The organism is Streptomyces alfalfae (assembly GCF_004127445.1).
GTDB classification, from domain to species: Bacteria; Actinomycetota; Actinomycetes; order Streptomycetales; family Streptomycetaceae; genus Streptomyces; species Streptomyces alfalfae.
This window is the reverse complement of record NZ_QEXM01000020.1, coordinates 1-16,538: the sequence shown is the minus strand read 5'-3', so window position 1 is coordinate 16,538 and position 16,538 is coordinate 1. Positions and strand designations below refer to the sequence as shown.

Here is a 16,538-nt window from a genome sequence, read left to right as displayed (position 1 = left end):
TTCAGGGGCTCCTCATCCATCGGACCGGACTTCCTGGTAACGGCAGGACCACCCTCACGGGCACAGCCGAGGCCATACTGAGCACATGGACGATCTTGCGGGCTTCCTGCGGACCCGGCGTTCCCGGGTCGACCCGGCGGCCTCCGGCATCCCCACCGACAGCCGCCGCCGGGTCGAAGGGCTGCGCCGCGAAGAGGTCGCGCACCTGTCCGGCGTCAGCGTCGACTACTACGTACGCCTGGAGCAGGGGCGCGCGACCCAGCCGTCCGAGCAGGTCCTCGACGCCCTCGCCCGCGTCCTCGGCCTCGACGAGACCGAACGCGGGCACCTCCACCGGCTCGCCCGGCAGCGCCGCCACCGCGCGAAGGCGCCGAGCGGGAGGGTCCGGCCGGAGCTGCTGCGGGTCCTCGGTCTGGTCGCCGACGCACCCGCGCTGATCACGAACCACCAGCTGGACGTGCTCGCCGGAAACCGTCTCGCCGGGCTCCTTTACGGCCGGCCGATGCCGGGCCTGAACACCGCCCGGCACATCTTCCTCGAGGAAGCCGAGCGGGGCCTCTACATGGACTGGGAGAAGTGCACTCTCGACGTGGTCGGGCACCTGCGCCTGGCCGCCGGCAAATATCCCGAGGATCCCCGCCTGGCCTCACTCATCGGCGAGCTGGCGATGGGCAGTGAACGCTTCCGCCGCCTCTGGGCCCGCGCGGACGTGCGCGCCCGCACACATGGACGCAAGGCCTACCAGCACCCCCTGGTCGGACTGCTGGAACTGCACCAGGAGAACTTCGCGCTGCCGGATGCATCAGGCCTTGAGCTACTGGTGCTGTCCGCGCTCCCCGGCAGCCCCGCCGAGGACAAACTGCGCCTGCTCGCCGGTCTGGGCGCTGACAACGGCAATGCGCATCCTTCAGTGAACGCCCAGATCCGCGAGTAACGCCCCCACCGACTCGCCCCCACCACACAAGAAGCCGGGAAGGCGCCGGCCGCTGTCGTGTCCGCTGGACAGTTCGATTTCTATGTGCGGCGGGGTGCCTCACACACGGCGACAAGGGCTACGACTGCTCCCACCTGCGGCGTCGGCTCTCCTTGCGCCGGATCGCCCACCGCATCCGCCCGCACGGGCACCGAGCCCACTCAGCGGCTGGGCCGACACGGTGGGTCGTCGAAGGCACGGTGCCCCGGCTCTCAGGATGCCGACGTCTCCACCGCCGCTACGAACGCAAGCCCGAACACACCCTCGCCTCCACCGCCATAGCGACAACCCTCCTATGCCACCGCCGGATCACCAGATGAAACGACGTCCAAGCTGCGGGCATGGGGCGGGGCAAGACGGGAGATCCCAGCGGGCGTCGGAGGCTCACCCATCCGGAGGACCAGGCGCTCGGCGAGGTGGTCACCGTGGCTGTGATCGGCGTGATCGGTGGCTGCATCGTCATCGCCGTCCTGAGCACCCTGTGCCTCATCGGCATCGGATGGCGCCCGAAGTGTCCCTGCTGCGCTCTGCCGGGGCCGGGTGGCGGCAGCTGCGGCGCATACTCCGGCTGGAAGCGGTGACCACGGCCTTGACCGGCCTGGTGGTCGGGGTGGTGGTGGCCCTGATCCTGATCCTCGCCTTCAGCCTGGCACTGGCACACACCCTGCCGTACCTCGCGGCTGCGCAGGCGGCGTTGATCATCCTGGCGGTGGCCGGACCACGGCCGCGGGGACGCTGCCGTTGGCCCGGCGGGCGCTGGGGGAGGGGCGCGGCATCCGGCGCGGTTCAGGTAGACGCGAACAGGCCGCCCCTCCGGGAAGGAGGGGCGGCCTGGAAGCGGGAAGCGTGCTGCGGGGTTACTTGCTCGGGCAGGTCTCCTGGGTCACCTTGCCGCCCGACTTCTCGGCGGTGGCCGGGTCCACCGACAGGCACAGGCCCGTCCAGTTGTTGACGAACTTGTAGGCCTGCTCTTCACCGTTCGAGGTGGTGACCTTGACCGGGACGATGTTCCACATCTGGCTGCCGGAGAACCAGCGGGTCTCGCAGTCCCACCAGAACATCTGGGTGCCGGAGCCGGGCGGGGTGCCGTTGTTGTACGGCACGGTCAGGCACTTGCCGTTGCTCGCCTTGATCCAGAAGTGGTTCTTGTTGTCGAACGAGGAGGGCTTCTCGGCTCCCCACTGGTGGCTGCTGGGCGGGCTCGACTGGCACTCGCGCTGGGTGACCAGACCGCCGGACTTGGAGTCGTCGAACTCGGGGCCGCGCACCATGCAACGGCCGTACAGCGTGTTCACGTAGGTCTTGTCGCCCTTGACCTGCCAGAGCATCCGGTTGCCGCTGCTGCGGGCATCGTCCTTGTTGTGGTCGATGATCGCGTTCACCAGGCCCCAGCCGGGAAAGTCCATCATGACGATGCCGACGCGGCCCTGTGTCTTGTTGAGGTACTTCATCAGGTGGTAGTTCACACCCGGGACCTCGGTGCTGACGCCGCTCTGGACCTTCGTGTAACCGCCGGCGTAGTAACGCGGCGACCCCCCGCCGGGGACCTTGTTCGCGGACGTGTATGTCACGTACATGTTGGAGGCGGCGGACATGGCCTCATCGACGTTCTTCTTGACGTAGTTCCACTTCTCCGTGATGTCCGAAGCGTTGTAGTGGTCCTCGTTGCGGTCGTTGAAGCCCGCGAGCCCGTAGTTCGAGTCCTCGACGCTGTCGAAGCTGCCCAGGACCAGCTTTCCGCGGACCTCCCCGAGCTTGGGGATCGTCGCCGGGCGGCTGCCCGTGATGGAGGGCGTCCAGAACAGGTTGGCGTATTTCTTCTTGTTCGCGTAGGCGGCGAAGATGTCCTTGACGTTCTGCGCGTTCATCGTGTCCGGGTCGTGCCTGCACTCGTGCAGCCCGGCACCCGAATAGGGGCACTCGGACTTCAGTCGCATCACGACCGTCTCGGTCGGATGCGCCTTGAGGAAGGACTGCGTCTTTTCCAGGACGTCGTCGAAGTTGGCGTTCTGGTAGAACGCGGCGTGGTGAATCGCGAAGTCCTGGCCGTCGTTGACGACGCGGACCCGGATGTCGAGGGCACGGATCCCGCGTTCGTACTGCGCCGCCAGCGTCTTCGCGCTGTCGCCGTAGTCCTCCTGCGTCTGCACGGCCGACCCGCCGTGGAGGGACAGCGTGTCGTGGGTGCCGGGGATGGACATCGCCGACAGCCGGGTCTCACTGGCGACGCCCGACATCCACTCGGCCCGGTCCGGCTGCCCGAGGTTGTCGAAGGCGTCCTTGTTGGTCGACCCGGCCGCCCCCGCGGCCGTGGGCGTCAGAAGTGCCGCGCCCAGCGCGACACTGACCGTCATCAGACCTGCCAGCGTGCGGGACCGTCTGCGCGATCTCGCGCCGGAGGCGCGGGGGGTGGGGCTGGGCATGGGACTCCTGTCCAGAGCGGGGCAGTACGCGCCCCAGCTTCAGCCCTGCCGCTCACGTTTCTCGCACGTTTCGCTCATGCCCGCCTTGGAGTGCCGCGCTCGGGGCGCCGCTTCGGTGCGTACGGCTCGCCGACGACGCGAGCCACACCCGAAGAACGCGGGCGTCGGCGCCGACTTGGCCCGCGCCATGCCACTCCGAGCGCGAGTTGACCCTCCCCCTACGTCAGGCTTGAGGCTGTACTCCGACGAAAGGGCAGGTGGATGAGCTACTCCGTGGGTCAGGTCTCGGCTTTCGCCGGGGTGACAGTGCGGACACTGCATCACTACGACAAGGCGGGACTTCTCTCACCCAGTGACCGCAGCCCTGCCGGATACCGGCTCTACAGTGAGGCCGACCTGGTCCGTCTCCAGCAGATCCTCTTCTACCGCGAGCTCGGCTTCCCCCTCGACGAGATCACCGCGATCTTCAAGGACCCGCAGGTGAACCCGCTGGAGCGGCTCCGGGCCCGACAGCGGCAGCTGCATGAGGAGATCGCCAGGCTGCGGCGGCTGGCCGAGGTGGCGGAACGGGCCATAGAAGTCCAGATGACCGGGGTGACCCTGACGCCTCAAGAACGCTTCGAGGTCTTCGGCGAGGTCACCTTCGACCTGAGTTACGCCACCGAGGCAGAGATGAAATGGGCGCGGTCCGAGGGACAGCGCGCGGCGATGGCCCGCGCGGATGCCCACACCAAGGAGGACTGGCGCCAGCTCATGAGCGAAGCAACCGCCTGGCGTGCGGAGCTGCTCGCGGTTTACGACGAGGGGGAGCCGAGCGACGGTGAACGGGCCATGGACCTGGCCGAGGAACACCGCCTGCACATCGCACGCTGGTTCACCTCCTGCCCGCCCGACATGCACCGGCGCATCGCGGACGACTTCGTCACCGACCCGCGTGCATTCGCTCTGGTCGTACCACCCTCGCAGCAACGCCCGGGGCTGGCCGCCTACGCGTGCAGGGCGGTCCACGCCAACGCGGCCCGCCACGCGGACGGCGGCACCGATTTCGAGGAGGACAGATGCGGATCCTGATAGCTGCGGCCGGATCGCGCGGCGACGTCGCGCCGTACTCGGGCCTGGGCGCCGAGCTACGCCGAGCCGGGTACGACGTCACCCTCGCCGCCACCGACACCTTCGCACCCCTCGCACGCGACGCAGGGCTGGAGTTCCGCAGTCTGCCCGCCGACACCCGTGGGCGTGGCGGCGGCACAGGCAAACATGAACTGATGCGCACGGCTGCCGCGTTCATCACCGAACTCGGTCAGGGCTTCGCCGACGCGGTGGACAAAGGCACGGACCTGCTCCTGCTGTCGACCACTACCGCCCCGCTCGGCTGGCACCTCACCGAGGCCACGGGCACACCGAGCATCGGGGTCTATCTCCAGCCCACCGCACCGACCGGCGACTTCCCGCCCGTCGTGACAGGCTCCCGCTCCCTGGGCCGTCTCGCCAACCGGGCCACCGGACGCTTCGCGCTGCGGATGGCCGACCGCGTCTATACACAGGCGGTCACACAGCTGCGCCAGCGCCTTGCACTCCCCACGGCCTCCCCTGCGGAGATACGTCGACGACAGGAACAAGCGAACTGGCCGATCCTGCACGGCTTCAGCACAGCCCTGGTACCCCGCCCCTCCGACTGGCGCTCCGGCCTGCAAGTCGTAGGCAACTGGTGGCCCCATCACGATGCGACCCAGCGGCTTCCTGCTGAGCTCGAGGACTTCCTGGGCGCCGGGCCTCCGCCCGTCTTCATCGGCTTCGGGAGCATGGCGTCCGGCGACGGGGAACGGCTGAGCGAGATCGCTGTGCGAGCATTGCGCCGCGCCGGGCTGCGCGGCGTCCTCCAGGCCGGCAGCGCCGGACTCGCCGCCGACAGGGACGACGTGCTCACCATAGGGGACGTACCGCACGCACTGCTTTTCCCGCGCCTGGCTGCGGTGGTCCACCATGCCGGGGCCGGCACCTCCGCCGCCGCGCTGCGTGCCGGAGTGCCCGCGGTCACCGTCCCCGTGATGGCGGACCAGCCGTTTTGGGCAGCGCGGCTTGCCGCCCTCGGCGCCGCCACCGACCCGATCCCCTTCCGGTCCCTCACCGCCGAACTCCTCGCCGGCTCACTGGACCGAGTAGTGACGCAGCAGGCACACCGCCGGGCCGCCGCAAGAGCGGCGCAACATCTGGCGGCCGAGGACGGAGCAGGTCAGACACTCAAGACCATTCTGCAGACGACTGGTGGATGACACCAGTGCGAGTGGATCCGCATCAGCCCAGGAACGCCGACAGGTGTTCGTTCAGTTGCTGCGGCGCGGTGAGGGGCAGCGAGTGGTGGGTGTCTCCGGGCAGTACGACCACCCTGGCCTGCGGCAGCTTCCGGCGGGCTCGGTCGGCGACCTTTGCGGCGTGGTGGGCGCGACTGTGCTCCGCGAGCACGACCAGGACAGGCATACGAAGGCCGGCCACCTGGGGGCGGGGACCTGTGACCAGCTTGCGGCCGGGAACGGCGGCGGCCAGGGCGTACAGGCGCTGCCAGGACTTGTCCGGCTGGGTCCCCGCCGTCTCCCACGCCAGGAAAGCGGCAGCGCGGGCCTGACTGGGGCGGAGGAGAAGGGGCAGTGCGCGCAGCAGGTAGCCGGGCCGGAAGCCGGCGAAGACCTGGGTGGGGTCGAGGAGGGCGAGGCGGATGACCCGCTGGGGTGCGTGGAGGGCGTACCTGACGGCCAGCCAGGCGCCGTATGAGTGGCCGCACACGTGCGTTCGGGTGAGGCCCAGCCCGTCCAGCAGGGAGTCCAGCCACGCGGTCAGGTCGTCGGCGGTCTTCAGGGGTGTGCCGCCGCTCCGGTCGGTGCGGCCGGCGTCGCCCAGGAGATCCACGGCATGGACGCGGTGACGCCGACCCAGAGCCGGTGCGTTGGCGAACCAGACCAGCCCGGTGGCGGAGCCGCCGTGCAGCAGCGCCAGCGGGACGCCGTCGGCCGGACCGTACACATGGACCCGGGTCCGACCGTAGGGGGTGACGACGTCGCGCTCCTCGGTGGAGTGCGGCCAGCGGCGGCGGAGTTCGTCGTAGGCGAGGTCGAAAGCGGTCCGGGACACTGGGCTTTCCTCTCGTCGAGCGATAATCTCGGTGAGCGAGATATTACGCATGGGTCCCAGGGAGTGTGAATGAACGACCGGAGTCCGGTGATGGAGCTGGTCCACGTGCTGCGTGCGGTGACCGTGGAGTTCGACCTGCTCGGCGCCGAGTTCGCCGCACGTCACGGTCTGCACCCCACCGACGTACGCGCGTTGATCCACCTGCTGGACGCGGCGCGGAAGGACATCCCTGCCACGCCGGGATGGCTCGGTCGTCAGATGCGCCTCAACTCGGCCGGCACCACCGCCCTGGTCGACCGGCTGGAGCGGCTTGAGCTGGTCCGGCGCACCAAGGACACCGCCGATCGGCGACGCGTGCTGCTGGAGGTGGAGGAGAAGGCGACGGAGCTCGGCTGGTCCTTCTTCGGGCCGGTGATCGCCGAGGTGGTGGCGGTCGCGGAAGGCTTCGACACGGGCGAACTGGAGACGGTGCGTGGCTTCCTGACCGCGGTACTGCACTCCACCCAGCAGGCACGAGCGACCTGACCGGTGCCGCCGCGCGTCCACGACAGGCCGGGTGAGGCGACGCGAGGGGCGAGCCCTCCTACGTCGCTGCCGCTGACCGACGACGCGCCGGCCGTCCTCTCACCGACCACCTTTCGTCTGCCTCGCACAGGGCGATCCGTCATGCGGGGCGAGGACCGGGATCAGCACACGTCTACTGCCCCAGGGGCAGAAATGGAGCCCGTGAGATGGCCACTCAGGTGTCACCGACGGTGAACGGACCTCGTCACTCCCTCTTCCTCAAGACCGCGGTCGCTCTGCAGACACTGACCATATTCCTGCAAGCCGTGTCCGCCGGCCTACTGCTGACCTCCGCCTACGGAGAGGCACTGCACAGTGCGGGAGCCCGTGTGATGTACGGCGCGGCCATGCTGTACGTGCTCGCGGCGGTGCTGGCGTGGAAGCCGGGCGGCGGCTCGCTGCGGTCCGTCTGGCACGCTTCGGGCTTCCTCGCCCTCGCCTCGGCTCAGGTCCTGCTCGGCATCGCCCACGTTCCGTCTCTGCACGTGCCCCTGGGTGTGCTGATGTTCGGACTGAGCGCACTGGCGCTCGTGCACCGCCGAAGCCCGGCCATGTGCAGGACCACCGCGGGCGATGATGAAGCCCTGACGTGACCCTCACCGCCGACACTTCGGCGGCCGGCCTCGACCTCTTCGCCAATTGAAACCACCGCGCCGAACAAAGCACGCAGGGCCATCAGGTCACGAAAGGAATGCCATAGCGGAGAGCGCGTTGATCTTGAGGAAGTGCGCCGGGGGCCCGGTCGCTCTGCAGCCGTTGGGCGGGGCCTTCGCCCCTCGCCTTTTCCGGGCCGAGAGCGGCCGTGAGGCGGTCGGGGTGCATGGAGAGCGCATGGGGGCGCTGATGTGCCTCCCAGGGCGGGGCGGGGCGGTCGTCGCCTGTCGCCGGCCTCTGTGCCGGGTCTGGTGAGGTGAGGGCATGCTCGCCGACGAGGACGGATTCTGCCCGCTCTGTTGACCCACCAGGGGGACCCGTGCGGTCTGCGGGTGTGTGCGGTGGCTGGAAAGCGCCCGTCGTGAACAGACTGAGGACCACGTCTGTGCTCGTCGCCTGAAACGGGGTACCCCGGCGGCGCACGAGTCGCGCTCGTCCTGCCCCCAGGAGGCAACGCCCATGACGTTCAATCCGCTGGAGCAGCGGGGTATCCCGCTGGACCGCCAGTTGCGCAACTGGCGCGAGCTGAACGTGGACCCGATCGACCCCGACCACTGCGATCCGTACACCCGCTGCCGGATCATCACGATGAACGGGATCGAGGTGGAGGCGATCCTCTTCAGCCACCAGCTCGCCCGCCACACCGTGGACCCGGAGATCAAGCGGCAGCTGGCCCGGGTGCGCTACATCGAGGCACAGCAGCAGAAGGTGGTGAACTGGCTGCTGCCCGGCGTCTCCTCGGTGCTGGAGACGACCATCGCGTACGAGCAGGTGGCGGTGGACCTGACGGCGTGGGTGGCGCGGATGGAGCCGGACCCGTACCTGAAGCAGGCGTACCAGTTCGGTGTGCTGGAGGACTTCGACCATCTGTACCGGTACGCGAACCTGTACGAGATGATCGAGCACCGCAAGGCGGAGTCCATCGTCGACAACCTGACCGAGGTCATGCCCGGCCGGCCCACCCGGTTCCACCACCGCGACCCGGTCGACAACGTCCGCGATCCGTATGCCAAGGACGAGACGAACCCGCTGTCCAAGCTGCACGCGCTGACGATCATGTCGGCCGAGCAGCAGACCATGAACTTCTACATGAACACCGGCCCCACCTACATGGAGCCGATCGCCCGCCAGCTCTACCAGGAGATCGGGCTGATCGAGGAGGAGCACGTCACCCACTACGAGTCCCTCGTGGACCCGGGGGAGACGTGGTGGGAGCAGCTCGTCAACCACGAGTACAACGAGTGCTACCTCTACCACTCCTTCATGGAGCAGGAGAGCGACCCCAAGGTCAAGGCGATCTGGGAGCTGCACCTGAACATGGAGCTGGAGCACCTGCACGCCGCCTGCGACCTGATGCGCCGCCACGACGGCCGCGACCCCGCCTCGGTCCTGGCCCCCGAACTGCCCAACGTGCTCACCTTCGAGCCCAACAAGGGATATCTGCGTGAACTGCTCGACACGCAGATGGACCTGACCACGCTCGGCGCCGGGTATGTGCGCGAGGCTCATGAGCGGTTCGAGCGGATGCAGGAGCAGATCCACGGCGGCGAGGCACCCCCGAGCGACCGGGTGATGATCCAGCACGAGGAGATGTTCGGCCGCGAGTACCGCCTCCAGACCGAGGGGGAGCACCCCGACCCGACGCAGCGCGAAAAGTAGGGGAGGCCGACATGTCCGAACTGCACACCCCGCATGCCGGGGACGACATGGCCAAGGACGACGACGTCGTCGCCCTGCTGATGCGCCAGCACGGCGACATCCGCAACCTCTTCGACGAGGTCGAGGCCGCCAAGGGCGAGGAACGCCGGGATGCCTTCCGCCGCCTGGTGCGCCTGCTGGCCGTCCACGAGACCGCCGAGGAGGAAGTCGTCCACCCCTTCGCCCGCAAGGGATTCCCCGGCGGCGAGCAGGTCGTGAAGGAACGCCTCGCCGAGGAGAAGGCGGCCAAGGAGACCTTGTCCGCGCTCGACGAGACGGACACCGACGACCCCAAGTTCATGCCCCAGCTGCTCAAGCTGCGCAAGGACGTCCAGGCGCACGCCCGCGCCGAGGAACGCTACGAGTTCACCCACATCCGGCGTAGTACCGACGCCGCCAACCTGGCCGCGATGGCGAAAGCGATCAAGGCTGCCGAGGCCATGGCGCCCACTCGGCCTCACCCGGGCGTCGAGTCCGGGGCGAAGAACATGGCCCTGGGACCGGTCGCCGCCCTCATGGACCGCACCAAGGACGCCGTACGCAAGGCCATGGGCAAGTAGGTCCGCAACGGCCGCGCCCGGGGGTGGGCTCATGGCCCGGCCCCCGGGCGCGCGGTTCGCGGACGGCACCGTCAGAAGGACAGCGCATGAAGATCGACGCGTCACTGGTGAGGGAGCTCTTGGAGGCTCCGTCGGACGACACCGTCCTGGCGCTTCTGGAGGGCCGTGCTCAGGTCATCGAGCAGGCTGCCCTCAGCAGTGAGCAGTGCCGTGGGGCAGCCGTGCTGCTGTCCCGCGCAGAGCTGGTGGAGCGGCTTGGCACCCCTTCGCCCGCCGAGGAGGACGTCACACGCCTGTCGGCGTCTCTCCAGGACGCCGTCGACAAACTCGGCGCCTGACTCCACCTGCCCCTGCCCCACCGGTATACGTACACCACCCCTGAGCTGAGCGTGGGACCCCCGCACAGCCCGACGACGCTGGTCGCTGAGCCGTCTGGCGGAGCGTTTCGCGGCAGTCGATGACGGTGCCGCCCCCCGCCAACGAGGCTCAGAGTGCGCATCACCGCCTTGCCGGGGGCGGCCAGACGCGGTCGGCCGTCGGTCTCACTGACCGCACGATGAACGCCGATGAAGATGTTGATCCCACTCGAACCCATGAGGATGACCTGGCGCCGGTCGACCACGATCCGGGGGCGGGGGTATCGCAGGCGTCCAGGGCCCGGCGCAGTGTGGTCTTCGGAGCCGTGATCGATCTCCCCCACCAGTGACACCACGCGGATGCCGTCGGCGGCCGTGGCCACGACCGACATTCGTCCAGACTTCTCGGCGTGAGACCGCGAACTGGTGCTTGCCCGTGCCCCGCGGAAACGCCGCCTGCGCCTTGCCCGGGCCCTTTGTCGCACGCGCGACGGTCGGGGCGGGAGACGGGGCCTGATCGGGCTGCGCACCTGGCCGCGCTGAACGACTCACCGGTCGGCCAACTTCGCGATCGCTGTAGGAGTGCTGATCATCTCAAGCGCAGTCCTCGTCCTACTCCTCCTCCTACTCCTGCGGCGTTTCTGACCGCACACCCGTGTCCAGCACGTCCGCTCCGGGACCGCCCGCATGGGGCCACGGGCACCGCGGACCCTTCCGAATGAGGAGGACTCTCGGTGGCCCTCGCGTCCGCCGCACCGCCCGGCAGGTGCCCCGCCCCGCCCAGGGGAGACAGGCCATGGCAGTACCACCGGCGCGGGCGCCGGCTGTCGTCACTCGATCAGCTGCAGCAGGTGGAGACCCCAGGAGCCTGCGACAGCGAGAGCTTCGCCATCGCGGGACCAGGCGCAGGACGTGGCGTATCCGTCTACTGTGAATGCGGTGAGCACACGGCGCTCTGTCACGTCCCATACGCGCACCACCCCGGCTTCGCCGGTGGCGAGGTGTCCGGCGGCCGACCACGCCATCGACCGCAGCCGACTGGTGTGGCTGGGCAGTTCGGTGGTGGCGCCGTTGGTCGGGTCCCAGACGCGTACTGCTCCGTCGGCGCCGGCGGCGGCGAGGCGTCCGTAAGCCGACCACGCCATCGATGCCACCCGGTCTGTGTGGTTGAGCAGTTCGATGGTGGTGCCGGTGTTCGGTCCCACAGGCGCACCCGCCCGTCGGAGTCGGCGGTGGTCAGGCGTGCGTCGGCAGTCCACGCCACTGACTCGGCGCGGCCGGTGTGGCCGGGCATCCCGATGGAGGCGCTGTTGTCGGGATCCCAGACGCACACGTTCCCCTCGGAGCCGGCAGTGGCCAGGTGTCCGTCGGCCGACCACGCCGTCGACGTAAGGGCCCCGGCGCGGCTGCTGGACCTGGCCGCACACGAGAGCCCCGCCCGGGACGCGTGTCGCACAGCCACCGCTGTCGCACCCGGCGACCGGTGCCATCCGCTCAACAAGCGAAGAAGTCACGCCTTCAAACCGCCGCAAGATCGCACCGAACGAGTGGCGTCTCAGTACCGACGGCCTCGACGCCGCCATCTGCGAGCGTGTCCACGGCGTCCGCCCCACCCTGCGCCTGTCGGTCACCGGACTCGGTTCGGTCTACCTGGGTGGTCCCACTCTCGCCGCGGCCGGCCGCGGCGAGGAGCTGAGCCCCGGCGCGGTGGCCGCGGCCTCGGTCGCGTTCCGCGGCGAGCGGAAGGCGTTGCATGTCCCGGGCGCCGCGTTCCCGGCGTGCTGACGTACGGCGGGAGCGCGGACGGTGGTCCCGCCGGTCAGCTCGCGACGCGCCAGGTGAGCTTCTTGGTCAGAAGCTTGCGCAGCGCCGGGTCGCGGACCGCCTTGGTGGGGTCAGTGCCCCGCACCGAGACCGTGTGCGCGCGGCCGTCGGCCGGTACACCCAGGGCGCGCGGCGTCATGCTCGCGTCGTCCCGGCCCTTGTCGGTCACGCGGCCGTCGACGTACCAGCGCAGTTGGACGCCCTTGCCCGCCTCGACGGTGACGACCTTCGTGCGGCGCACCTTCGTGCTGGTGGGGGTGGTGGCGCTGATCACCGACGAGTGCCGGTGGAAGCCCGCGATCATCGCTTCGCGTCCGGGCAGGTTGAACTCGTTGCCCAGGGTGCGCATGATCGAGTTCTGCGTGGGCCGGTAGATGCCGCGAGGGTAGTAGCCACCGCCCCGGTACGCGCCGACCTTGCCGCCGTCGGGGGACGTCTGGCCGATCCAGCGGTACCACTTCTTCTTCTGCGCGGTCAGCTGGGCCGACTTCAGCTTGCTGATGTTCGACTCCCACGGCTCGGCGCCGTCATAGGTGCCGTACTCGTCGTACCAGTACTCGTCGGCCAGCTTGCCCAGTGAGTGGCCGGTCTCGTGGACGACTATCTGGGAGGAGTCGGGGTTGTCCGACGAGGCGGTGGCTATGCCGTCGTAGCCCGAGGGCGACACGATGTCGTTGTAGCCCGCGCCGCCGTACTTGGTGGAGTTCGCGAGGACGATCACCAGGTCGGCGTCGGCGGCCTTGCTGGCGTACGCCTCCACCTTCTCGTGGTTGACGCACAGCAGGCGCTCGACGTTGTCGCACCAGAACGACGAGCCGAGGGCGGTCCTCTTGCTCGTGCCGTAGTCCGGGTCGCCGCCGACACCGGACTGCGGGGAGACGGCCTCTATGGCCCAGACGTTGAACTGCTTCTTGTACGTGCGGTACGGCTCGACCGCGGAGACCTCCTTCCACTTCCGGCGCACGTCCGTCAGGAAGTCGTCCTGCTGGGACTTGGTGTAGCCGTCGCCGATGAACACCACGTCGGCCTTGGCGCCGACCGGCCCGTTCTTCACCAGCGAGACGACCTTCCCGTCCCCGGCGATGGCCGAGCGCTGCCTGGCGTTCAGCCGGGCGGGGGCGGGGACCTCGGTGTGCCGCGGGTGACTGTCGGGAGAGGTGAAGTACTCGACGTGCTGCTGGGGTCCCGCGGAGCGCGACGGTGTGGCGGACTGCGTGGTGCCGGGGCCGGTGCCGGGGGTGGTGTCCGCGGCCAGGGCGCCGCCGACCCCGGCGAGGCTTGCCGCGACGGCCACGCCGGCGGCGACGGCGACCTGCACGCGGGTACGTCTCGCCCCGGCGCCTGCGGGCTGCCGTGTCCGCACGGGTATGCCGGGCTTGCTGCTCCTCATACTGATCCTCTCCATGGCCGCCGGTTCACGGCGGGCTCGCTTACTCGTGCAGGGGGAATGAAAGGTGGGACCGGCCGGGCTACCGGCGAGAGTCCACACGGGCATGACAAAAGGGGTGCCGTCGCTGACAGATCATCCGAACGCACGACCAGCGGGACGGCTCACCGCTGTCGAGGCACGACCCCCGCCACGACGTTCTGCCTCCACCTTGAGGTGGAGCGCTTACGTTTCGCTGCCGTTCGGCTTGTGCGCCGGACGACGCCCTCTGGTCAACCGGACACGGAGAGGGCCTGCGGGTCGACCTCGCGGTGGTCCAGCAGGGTCCGCAGGTCCTCGCCGCTGGACTCCACCCGCACGGCCTTCCGGCTCTTGCCCCGTACCGTCACGTTCTCGCTCGTGACCTCGGGTGCCGCACCCCTGATCCCCCATGGCGGGCATCCTACGTGCGCCCCACGCGGGTGCCGACAGGCGGGGCGTGACGCGGCGAAGACGTCGGCTTCGTGTGAACGCACAATGTTCGCCCGCCGGTGGATAGCCGCGGGTGACTCGTCGCGTCGTGAGGGGCGGCAAGAAGGGGAGGGTCGATGGAGGCCTCGAGTCATGATGACTTCCGGGAGTTCGTGGCGATGCGGTCCACCGCGCTGCTGCGGCTTGCGGTGTTGCTCACCGGCGGGGACCGGCACGCCGCGGAGGATCTGCTGCAGATCGCGCTGATGAAGGCGTACGGACGCTGGGCGCAGATCGAGCAACCGGAAGCGTACGTCCGCCAGATCCTGTACCGCCAGCAGGTCAACCGGTGGCGGTTGCGCAGGCACCGCGCGGAGACGACGGTCCCGGTGCTGCCCGAGCCCGGCGGCGACGTCGGCGGCGAGTCGGACTCCGAACTGCGGATCGCGCTGTGGGCTGCGCTCGGCCGTCTGACGAAGCGGCAGCGGGCCGTGGTGGTCCTGCGCTACTTCGAGGACCTTCCCGAGGGTGAGGTGGCGGCTCTGCTGCGGTGCCCTGTCGGCACGGTCCGCAGCACGGCGCACCGGTCGCTGGAGAAACTGCGCGGGCTCGTACCGGAGCTCGGTCCCGAACGGCCCGCGGAGCAGGCGCGGCCGCTCAGCTATACGGCGAAGGAGATGCGCGGATGACCGCGGAGCGTGTGGAAGAGAAGGTCCGGGAGACGCTGCGCTCGGTCGCCCTTGACGGGGTGCGGGCGCCCGAGGACCTGGTCGAGCAGGTGGTGCGGCGGCGTGGGAGGCGCCGGTTCTCGCAGGCCGCGGGGGCGGCGGTCGCCGTTGCCGCGATCACCGCGGGGGCGGTGTTCGGCTTCGGCGGCACGGGGGACAGTCCTGAGCGTTCGGCGCGGCCGGCCGCCTCGCCGGAGGGCTGGCGGCCCTGGCAGGCCGACGTGCCGGAGGCCGGTGGACGGGGTTGTCTGGTGGACGGCTCGGCGCTGTACTGCAGCGGGTCGAAGTACGACGCCGCCAAGTTCGACGCCGGCACCGGCAAGCGGTTGTGGACCGTCAAGGTCAACCGGGAGGGCGACGGGATCGACCGGCCGTTCGCCGTGCGGGACGGCGTGGTCTACGCGTACCGGAACCACACCGCGAAGAACCAGCCCGACGGCGACTACATGGGTGGCACCGACCTGATGGCGGTGGACGCCGACAACGGCGATGTGCTGTGGTGGGTCAAGATGCCGCAGGACGACCGCACCGGCCAGGCCGCCATGCTCATCAACGGCGCCGTCCTCGCCAACACCCCCTCGCTGCGCACGCTGTCGGCCCTCGACCCGCGGACCGGCAAGGAGAAGTGGCGGCACACCTGGGACAGGGGCACGGCATGTCAACGGGCGGTGCTGGGCGGCGTGCCCCACCTGCTCTGCACACGGGACACCGACGAGCCGCACGACACGGACGTCATCCGTCTCGATCCCGTCACCGGGGACGCCACGAAGGTCACGACCGTCCCCGGCAGGCAGCAGTTGCTCGGCGCTTCGGAGGATCAGCTGTTCCTCGCACGAGACAGGGCCGTCACCGACAAGAACATGCTGCTCACCACCGTCAGCAGCTCCGGCGAACAGACCTCGCGCACCCGCAGGGCCGACACCGGTCTCGCCACATCCGAGGTGGTCGGCGACCGGCTGATCACCGTGAACCGGCAGGGCCGGGCCTCGGTCTACTCGCTGACCACGGGAGAGACCCTGTGGTCCCGTCCGGTGGGGATCGAACTGCCCGGCAAGGGGAGGGCGCGGGGCATCGCGGCTCCCGTGGTGTCGACGGGGCAAGGGGTCGTGTACTTCTTCGGTCCCACCGGGGATCTGTCGGGCCTCGATCTGCGCACGGGCGAGCAGGTCTGGCGCGGGCACGTCGACACCGGCGAGCCGGGGCCGGGACCGAGGCCGGGAGAGACGTCCCAGGTCCTCCTCTACGGAGATGTGCTGATCACCCAGAAGGACGGCAGGCTCGTCTCGCTGCTGCCGCGGATCGACGACTGACCCGAGGAGAGCGGGCCGGGGGCGGGTGAGTCTCAGCTGGCCCGGTGGACGCTGACGGCGTAGCCGCCGCCGTGGTAGGGGTCGGCGTCCCACGTCGCGAAGCGGTCGGCCAGGGTCAGGCCGGCCGCGGCGCAGTGGGCGTCGTACTCGGGCAGGGTGATGGTGGGCGGCACCGGCAGGTGGGCCGCGTCCAGGCCGAAGCCCGCGACCAGGAGGCCGCCCGGACGCAGGGTCGCCGCCAAGCGCCTGACAACCTCCGCCTCGGTGCCGGGCGCGAGGAGCGGGAAGATGTTGCCGGCGGCGACCACGAGGTCGAAGTCCGCCGCGATCCGCAGCTCGGCCGGGTCGAGCGTGGCCAGATCGGCCTGGGCCCAGAGCAGTTCCGGCGCCTGTCTGCGCGCCACGGCCAGCATGGACGCGTCGCGGTCGACCCCGACGCAGTCGTACCCGAGCTCCGCCAACCGGATCATGACCCGGCCGGTGCC

The 16,538-nt window shown here is 69.7% G+C and carries 16 protein-coding genes and 3 pseudogenes; 12 read left to right on the top strand and 7 right to left on the bottom strand.

All coding sequences use genetic code 11. The features are described 5' to 3' along the window. Window positions 1-85 precede the first annotated feature (85 nt). The 3 genes and pseudogenes from DCW30_RS07570 (at window position 86) to DCW30_RS07560 (ending at window position 1,554) form a co-directional block, all read left to right on the top strand. Window positions 86-934 (top strand): helix-turn-helix transcriptional regulator, encoded by an 849-nt coding sequence (locus DCW30_RS07570; RefSeq protein ID WP_076682575.1) that lies wholly within the window; start codon window positions 86-88, stop codon window positions 932-934. A gap of 104 nt (window positions 935-1,038) precedes the next feature. Continuing rightward, window positions 1,039-1,293, top strand: a pseudogene (locus tag DCW30_RS07565) (transposase); the annotation flags it as partial. A 21-nt stretch (window positions 1,294-1,314) separates the two neighbouring features. After that, window positions 1,315-1,554, top strand: coding sequence for a hypothetical protein (locus tag DCW30_RS07560; RefSeq protein WP_076682571.1), 240 nt, complete (start codon window positions 1,315-1,317; stop codon window positions 1,552-1,554). A gap of 276 nt (window positions 1,555-1,830) precedes the next feature. Here DCW30_RS07560 and DCW30_RS07555 read toward each other — a convergent pair whose 3' ends face one another. After that, window positions 1,831-3,396, bottom strand: coding sequence for a phosphatidylinositol-specific phospholipase C domain-containing protein (locus tag DCW30_RS07555; RefSeq protein WP_079249865.1), 1,566 nt, complete (start codon window positions 3,394-3,396; stop codon window positions 1,831-1,833). Window positions 3,397-3,657: 261 nt separating this feature from the next. Here DCW30_RS07555 and DCW30_RS07550 point away from each other — a divergent pair, with 261 nt between their 5' ends. Both DCW30_RS07550 and DCW30_RS07545 read left to right on the top strand, forming a co-directional pair. After that, entirely contained in the window at window positions 3,658-4,467 is an 810-nt protein-coding gene (locus DCW30_RS07550; protein ID WP_076682567.1) for a MerR family transcriptional regulator, read from the top strand. Further along, a complete protein-coding gene (locus DCW30_RS07545) occupies window positions 4,455-5,669 on the top strand; it encodes a glycosyltransferase (RefSeq protein ID WP_076682565.1) in 1,215 nt (404 codons plus the stop codon). Before DCW30_RS07550 ends, DCW30_RS07545 begins: the two co-directional genes overlap by 13 nt. A gap of 22 nt (window positions 5,670-5,691) precedes the next feature. On the opposite strand, the gene DCW30_RS07540 is transcribed toward DCW30_RS07545, so the two are convergent. After that, window positions 5,692-6,522, bottom strand: coding sequence for an alpha/beta fold hydrolase (locus DCW30_RS07540; protein ID WP_076682563.1), 831 nt, complete (start codon window positions 6,520-6,522; stop codon window positions 5,692-5,694). 69 nt (window positions 6,523-6,591) lie between these two features. On the opposite strand from DCW30_RS07540, the gene DCW30_RS07535 reads away from it, so the two are divergent. From DCW30_RS07535 to DCW30_RS36610, 5 genes are all read left to right on the top strand, one after another. After that, on the top strand, window positions 6,592-7,047 hold the full coding sequence (locus DCW30_RS07535; protein WP_076682561.1) for a MarR family winged helix-turn-helix transcriptional regulator: 456 nt from the start codon (window positions 6,592-6,594) through the stop codon (window positions 7,045-7,047). A gap of 206 nt (window positions 7,048-7,253) precedes the next feature. Beyond that, window positions 7,254-7,679 (top strand): hypothetical protein, encoded by a 426-nt coding sequence (locus DCW30_RS07530; protein ID WP_076682559.1) that lies wholly within the window; start codon window positions 7,254-7,256, stop codon window positions 7,677-7,679. A gap of 520 nt (window positions 7,680-8,199) precedes the next feature. After that, window positions 8,200-9,399, top strand: coding sequence for a hypothetical protein (locus DCW30_RS07525; RefSeq protein WP_076682557.1), 1,200 nt, complete (start codon window positions 8,200-8,202; stop codon window positions 9,397-9,399). A gap of 11 nt (window positions 9,400-9,410) precedes the next feature. Next, complete coding sequence (locus tag DCW30_RS07520; RefSeq protein ID WP_076682555.1) at window positions 9,411-9,998, top strand: hemerythrin domain-containing protein; 588 nt, start codon at window positions 9,411-9,413, stop codon at window positions 9,996-9,998. A gap of 86 nt (window positions 9,999-10,084) precedes the next feature. Then, window positions 10,085-10,336, top strand: coding sequence for a hypothetical protein (locus DCW30_RS36610; RefSeq protein WP_076682553.1), 252 nt, complete (start codon window positions 10,085-10,087; stop codon window positions 10,334-10,336). A 197-nt stretch (window positions 10,337-10,533) separates the two neighbouring features. Here DCW30_RS36610 and DCW30_RS38080 read toward each other — a convergent pair. The 4 genes and pseudogenes from DCW30_RS38080 to DCW30_RS07495 all read right to left on the bottom strand — a co-directional run. Next, window positions 10,534-10,746 (bottom strand): annotated as a pseudogene (locus DCW30_RS38080) (STAS domain-containing protein); the annotation flags it as partial. A gap of 438 nt (window positions 10,747-11,184) precedes the next feature. Next, window positions 11,185-11,559: a WD40 repeat domain-containing protein gene (locus DCW30_RS07510; protein ID WP_076682549.1), complete on the bottom strand. Its 375-nt coding sequence runs from the start codon at window positions 11,557-11,559 to the stop codon at window positions 11,185-11,187. A gap of 38 nt (window positions 11,560-11,597) precedes the next feature. Beyond that, window positions 11,598-11,810: pseudogene (locus tag DCW30_RS38200) on the bottom strand (hypothetical protein); the annotation flags it as partial. A 363-nt stretch (window positions 11,811-12,173) separates the two neighbouring features. Next, window positions 12,174-13,568: a M64 family metallopeptidase gene (locus DCW30_RS07495; RefSeq protein ID WP_076682545.1), complete on the bottom strand. Its 1,395-nt coding sequence runs from the start codon at window positions 13,566-13,568 to the stop codon at window positions 12,174-12,176. A 584-nt stretch (window positions 13,569-14,152) separates the two neighbouring features. Between DCW30_RS07495 and DCW30_RS07485 the strand changes: the two genes are divergently transcribed. Further along, window positions 14,153-14,704: a SigE family RNA polymerase sigma factor gene (locus DCW30_RS07485; protein ID WP_062772379.1), complete on the top strand. Its 552-nt coding sequence runs from the start codon at window positions 14,153-14,155 to the stop codon at window positions 14,702-14,704. After that, window positions 14,701-16,053, top strand: coding sequence for an outer membrane protein assembly factor BamB family protein (locus DCW30_RS07480; RefSeq protein ID WP_076682543.1), 1,353 nt, complete (start codon window positions 14,701-14,703; stop codon window positions 16,051-16,053). Before DCW30_RS07485 ends, DCW30_RS07480 begins: the two co-directional genes overlap by 4 nt. 32 nt (window positions 16,054-16,085) lie before the next feature. Here the strand turns inward: DCW30_RS07480 and DCW30_RS07475 are convergent. Then, on the bottom strand, window positions 16,086-16,538 hold a 453-nt coding region (locus tag DCW30_RS07475; RefSeq protein WP_164992597.1), incomplete at its 5' end, for a class I SAM-dependent methyltransferase.

Excerpts from the sequence above, each read along its gene's own strand:
- DCW30_RS07530 (WP_076682559.1), top strand. The coding sequence starts at position 7,254 with ATGGCCACTCAGGTGTCACCGACGGTGAACGGACCTCGTCACTCCCTC.
- DCW30_RS07520 (WP_076682555.1), top strand. The coding sequence starts at position 9,411 with ATGTCCGAACTGCACACCCCGCATGCCGGGGACGACATGGCCAAGGAC.
- DCW30_RS07495 (WP_076682545.1), bottom strand. The coding sequence starts at position 13,568 with ATGAGGAGCAGCAAGCCCGGCATACCCGTGCGGACACGGCAGCCCGCA.
- DCW30_RS07545 (WP_076682565.1), top strand. The coding sequence starts at position 4,455 with ATGCGGATCCTGATAGCTGCGGCCGGATCGCGCGGCGACGTCGCGCCG.
- DCW30_RS36610 (WP_076682553.1), top strand. The coding sequence starts at position 10,085 with ATGAAGATCGACGCGTCACTGGTGAGGGAGCTCTTGGAGGCTCCGTCG.
- DCW30_RS07535 (WP_076682561.1), top strand. The coding sequence starts at position 6,592 with ATGAACGACCGGAGTCCGGTGATGGAGCTGGTCCACGTGCTGCGTGCG.
- DCW30_RS07550 (WP_076682567.1), top strand. The coding sequence starts at position 3,658 with ATGAGCTACTCCGTGGGTCAGGTCTCGGCTTTCGCCGGGGTGACAGTG.
- DCW30_RS07560 (WP_076682571.1), top strand. The coding sequence starts at position 1,315 with ATGGGGCGGGGCAAGACGGGAGATCCCAGCGGGCGTCGGAGGCTCACC.
- DCW30_RS07570 (WP_076682575.1), top strand. The coding sequence starts at position 86 with ATGGACGATCTTGCGGGCTTCCTGCGGACCCGGCGTTCCCGGGTCGAC.
- DCW30_RS07525 (WP_076682557.1), top strand. The coding sequence starts at position 8,200 with ATGACGTTCAATCCGCTGGAGCAGCGGGGTATCCCGCTGGACCGCCAG.
- DCW30_RS07480 (WP_076682543.1), top strand. The coding sequence starts at position 14,701 with ATGACCGCGGAGCGTGTGGAAGAGAAGGTCCGGGAGACGCTGCGCTCG.
- DCW30_RS07485 (WP_062772379.1), top strand. The coding sequence starts at position 14,153 with ATGGAGGCCTCGAGTCATGATGACTTCCGGGAGTTCGTGGCGATGCGG.
- DCW30_RS07555 (WP_079249865.1), bottom strand. The coding sequence starts at position 3,396 with ATGCCCAGCCCCACCCCCCGCGCCTCCGGCGCGAGATCGCGCAGACGG.